This window comes from Acetomicrobium mobile (genome assembly GCF_937920065.1).
Genome location: NZ_CALETC010000276.1, coordinates 1 through 4313, shown reverse-complemented (window position 1 = coordinate 4313; position 4313 = coordinate 1). Strand labels below are relative to the sequence as shown.

Here is a 4313-nt window from a genome sequence, read left to right as displayed (position 1 = left end):
TAGAAAGGGGAATCGATATATTTGACGCTAGTTGGGATCATCGCAAATCCGGCTTCGGGAAAGGACATCAGGAGGCTAGTCGCTCACGGTTCGGTCTTTGACAACATAGAAAAGGTAAACATTGCGAGGCGCATACTGCTGGGGCTTGAGGCAACGGGCGTCGATAAGGTGCTTTACATGCCCGATTACTTCGGCATAGTTCCCAGGGCGTTGGAGCACGTTCGCCTTAAAATGAGCGTAGAGCCTTTAAAAATGTATTGCCAGGGAACGCAGGACGACTCTACCTTGGCCGCAAAGTTGCTCGAAAAAGAGGGCGCTAAATGTCTCATCGTGCTTGGAGGAGACGGTACCAATCGTGCGGTGGCAAAGGGAAGCATTTCCGTTCCCTTCATGCCCGTGTCAACTGGGACTAATAACATCTTTCCCAGCATGGTGGAAGGCACCATCGCCGGCATGGCGGCAGGCTACGTCGCCGCGGGCACCGTCTCCGCCGAAGAGGCTACATATCCGACAAAACGCTTGGATATCCTGATCGATGGCGAGTTAAGAGACCTTGCGCTGGTGGATGCCGCCCTTTATGACGATATATTCTTGGGATCAAAGGCCATATGGGACATGAGCAAGGTCAAAGAGCTGGTCTTGACGCAAGCCAAACCAAGCAACATAGGCCTGTCTTCTGTAGGGGGCATGATCTTGCAGCGGCATCTGGCCGAAGATGAAGGATTGCACATAATATTGGGATCTTTGGAAGACTCAAAGGAAGGTTTCGAGGTGACGGCTCCCGTCGCCCCGGGGCTGATAAAACCTGTACGAGTCCTTGAGTTTAATGAGATCTCGCTTGGAGACGAGATAGGTTTTGATATAAGCCCGGCCGTCATCGCCCTTGATGGTGAAAGGGAGGTCGAAATCTTGCCGGGCAGAAAAGCTTCAGTGCGCTTGAGCAACAATGGCCCTCGCGTCATAGACATTGAGAGGACGATGTGGCTTGCCGTTCAAAATAAAGGATTGATCGGTCGCAGCAAATAAGGAGGTGGATTTTTATGGCTTTAGTTGTTACAATGCCTAAACTTGGCCTTACTATGACTTCCGGTTCAGTAGCTAAATGGCACAAAAAGGAAGGCGACAAGGTAGAAAAAGGCGAGGTGATCTTAGAGGTTTCTACGGAAAAGATTACCTACAAGGTGGAGGCCGCAGAAAGCGGCGTGATAAGAAAGATTCTAGTCCAGCCTGGTGTCAAGGTCCCTATCGGAACTCCTTTGGCGATAATAGCGGCCCCCGACGAGGACATAAGCGAGCTTTTAGAGGAGGTAGCCGTTCCCGCAGAGGCTAAGGAAGAAGTCAAAGAAGTTAAACCGGCGGCAGTGGAAGCACCCAAACCAGCAGCAGAAGAGGTGTTCATTAGAGCCACTCCCATAGCCAAAAAAATAGCAAAAGAACATGGCATCGATTTGGCCTTGGTAACGGGCACGGGGCCAAAGGGCAGGATCGTGGAACAAGACGTACTGGATTTCATAGAACGGCAAAAAGCTGCCGTTCCAGCGCCATCACCGGCAGTTAAAGCGGCAGAACCTAAAAGAATTCCCCTGTCGGACGTACGCCAGGTAATTGCGGAAAGGATGAGCGCTAGCTGGCAAAACGCCCCCATGGTCACTTTAAACGCCGATGTGGATTGTTCCTCCTTTAAAAACATGCGTGAAAGTTTAAGGACACTTTTTAAAGAAAAAGGTCTAAATCTATCCTACAATTACATATTGATGAAAATGTGCGCCCTGGCACTGAAGGAACATCCAATGCTTAACTCCTACCTGGACGGAAACGAAGTGGTGCTCCTTGATGAAATAAACATAGGCTTGGCTGTGGCAATAGAAGGTGCCCTAATAGTTCCCGTCATAAAAGATGTTGGGAACAAAGATATGTTTCAGATTGCCTCAGAAGGAGATGCCTTGGTAGAAAAGGCCAGAAAGGGCGAACTTTCCGTAGACGATGTCACAGGCGGCACCTTTACGATAACAAACCTTGGCATGTTTGGGATCAGGGACTTCACGCCCATAATAAATCCCCCGCAGTGTGCCATATTGGGGGTTGGGGAGATGAAAGACAAACCCTGCGTTTGCGGTGAAGAGATCGTAATTAAACCGGTGATGACCTTGTCATTGACCTTTGATCATAGGATCGTTGACGGAGCACAGGCAGCCTTATTTTTGAGGCAATTAAAGGAAATGATCGAAAACCCCTTCATGCTTTTGACGTCACTGAAATAGCAGTTCAGCAAAAAGCAAGGAAAATTAGAGCAAGAAAAATAAGTGTAGGGACAAAAAATTTAAGCTCAAAGTCCCTACACTTATTTACATGTTAAAATCGCGTGCCAGGAGGCAGGCGCCCCCCCTTTTTAAAGGAGCGCTAATCGGGCGAAGTTGCAGTTTTTAAGCCCTTTTTCGTCAATTGCCCCAGCAACTTGCCGCTAAATTTTAAAGGAGATTTGTCATCCCCGTTATGGCGTTGATTAACAGGCCATCGGGATCTATGTCCGGTAAATCTTTTCCAACGTCAAGGGTGCTCAAGACCGACCGGCCTATAACGTATCGTCCCTCCACACCTTTGCTTTTGGTCCTTAGCCCCCACAGGTTATGAAAGACGACGACCCTTCCCCTGTAAGATCCAGCGTACAACATTACATGCCCGGGTTTATATAATATGCTTGCAAAGGGAGTCCCACCTTCTTTTATGGCCTTTTCTTTTTGAAGAGGCGTTAGACCTTCAAGGGAAATGAAAGTCCCGCTTTTTGCCTGTGCACTTGAATTTCTTGGCAGCCATATGCCGAAGGGTAAAAAGAAATCTCTCGTAGTTGCCGAACAGTCCCTTTTGCCGTACATTCCTCCCCAGCCGTAGGTTTCACCCATCATCTCGTCTATCAAGGAGGCGGCATTCCATTGACTAAATTCAATTGGCCATCTTTTTGCAAAGTCCCTCGGCAAGCGGACTGCCTCAAGTGTTGCAAGCCCCGCCTCGTCTTTGCCTGTTGGCACCAAAAGCTCCAGATCATATAATAATTCTTCATTCAGAGGAAAAAGGGACCCTATTTTGACGTTGAAGATAAAAAGGTTTCCTTTGCTGACGGCTTTGTCGTCCTTTACTATTACCGCAAGCGGCAAAGGCATGTATCTATCGATGAAGCCTTCGTTAACGTAAGCGATTTTTCTGGAGTCAATCCAACCTGCGGCAAAGGAGGTCTCCACATAAGCAAACGAATTGTCACGGCTGAAATGAGAGATTCTAATCGGTTCTCCGGGGTTCACCCGGGAAACTTGCCCGTAATCGAAAGGGTACCCTTCGCCCGAAAGTTCAGGTGACAGAAATATCGGATCATGAGTGGGAAAGGCCCTTAGCGAGCCTTCGGCTATGGTTATGCCCGGTGCGTTTATATCTTTAAATGCCTCGATGTGCGCCTTGCTGTAAATTTCGTCAAACCACCTTTTTTCTCGCGGTCTTTCATTTTCCCCGTAAACCTTGCCGGGCAAGTAAGCGTTAAAGGGCCACAAAAGGTCGTCTTTTGAATGCCTGAAATCTCCGGACCAGGGCAGGAAAAACCGGTCTTTTGCGCCACTTGCGCGGTTGTTTTGCTCATCCTTTGACAGCAAAGGCATGGCATAGTCACTTTTTAGATAGTAAAAGGGGTTTTGTGAAACCTTCGGCGTCAGTTTTTCGAAGGCCAGAGCTTTCAGGGGACAAAAACATAAAACTAAAAGAAGACCTACAATAAATTTCATGCGATAACTTTTCATTTGCCTTCCTTCACCGCCTTTCAAAGGCAATAAGTAACAATGGCGCCTGTTTTGATGCAAAAAATTTTTCTTTGTCATCAGTTAAGCCGTCGTTACTGCATTTTAGGAAAATTTACAAGTTTTTTCAAGCAAACTTTTGGCCAAGACATCGTTCATACATACAGGTGTAGAATAAGTATAAAGCCACTGAAGTTACTGAGGGTCGATCATTAAATTTTTTATATATCTCGTATCGTGAGGTGTTTGTTTCATGAATAGACGATGCTTCGTAGTTAACTTAAAGGGACTTATAGGCTACGGCGAAGGACTGGTTTTGCAGGAAAAAGCCTTTGACAAGGTTGTTTCAGGAAAAGCTGACGGCATACTTTTGTTGCTCGAACACAAGCCCGTTTTTACCATAGGAAGGTCCGGCGGGAAGGAAAACCTGCTCGTCGATGAAAAATATCTTAAAACCGCGGGGATAGAGTTGTATGAGACGAACAGGGGAGGAAATATAACCTATCATGGTCCGGGGCAGATCGTGGCTTACCC

Annotated in this window: 3 protein-coding genes and 1 pseudogene; 3 read left to right on the top strand and 1 reads right to left on the bottom strand. The window is 47.3% G+C overall.

Annotated features, from left to right (window positions below; all coding sequences use genetic code 11):
- Positions 1–21 precede the first annotated feature (21 nt).
- Complete coding sequence (locus Q7P41_RS10295; protein WP_303884039.1) at positions 22–1026, top strand: ATP-NAD kinase family protein; 1005 nt, start codon at positions 22–24, stop codon at positions 1024–1026.
- A 14-nt stretch (positions 1027–1040) separates the two neighbouring features.
- Positions 1041–2261 carry a dihydrolipoamide acetyltransferase family protein gene (locus tag Q7P41_RS10290; protein ID WP_303884038.1) on the top strand — a complete coding sequence of 407 codons (1221 nt, stop codon included), beginning with the start codon at positions 1041–1043 and terminating at the stop codon, positions 2259–2261.
- A 207-nt stretch (positions 2262–2468) separates the two neighbouring features.
- On the opposite strand, the gene Q7P41_RS10285 is transcribed toward Q7P41_RS10290, so the two are convergent.
- Positions 2469–3782, bottom strand: a complete 1314-nt coding sequence (locus Q7P41_RS10285; protein ID WP_303884036.1) for an SH3 domain-containing C40 family peptidase — start codon at positions 3780–3782, stop codon at positions 2469–2471.
- A gap of 250 nt (positions 3783–4032) precedes the next feature.
- On the opposite strand from Q7P41_RS10285, the pseudogene Q7P41_RS10280 reads away from it, so the two are divergent.
- Positions 4033–4313 (top strand): annotated as a pseudogene (locus Q7P41_RS10280) (octanoyltransferase); the annotation flags it as partial.

Bases quoted from the DNA above. Each gene is read 5' to 3' on its own strand.
- Q7P41_RS10290 (WP_303884038.1), top strand. From the start codon at position 1,041: ATGGCTTTAGTTGTTACAATGCCTAAACTTGGCCTTACTATGACTTCC.
- Q7P41_RS10285 (WP_303884036.1), bottom strand. From the start codon at position 3,782: ATGAAAAGTTATCGCATGAAATTTATTGTAGGTCTTCTTTTAGTTTTA.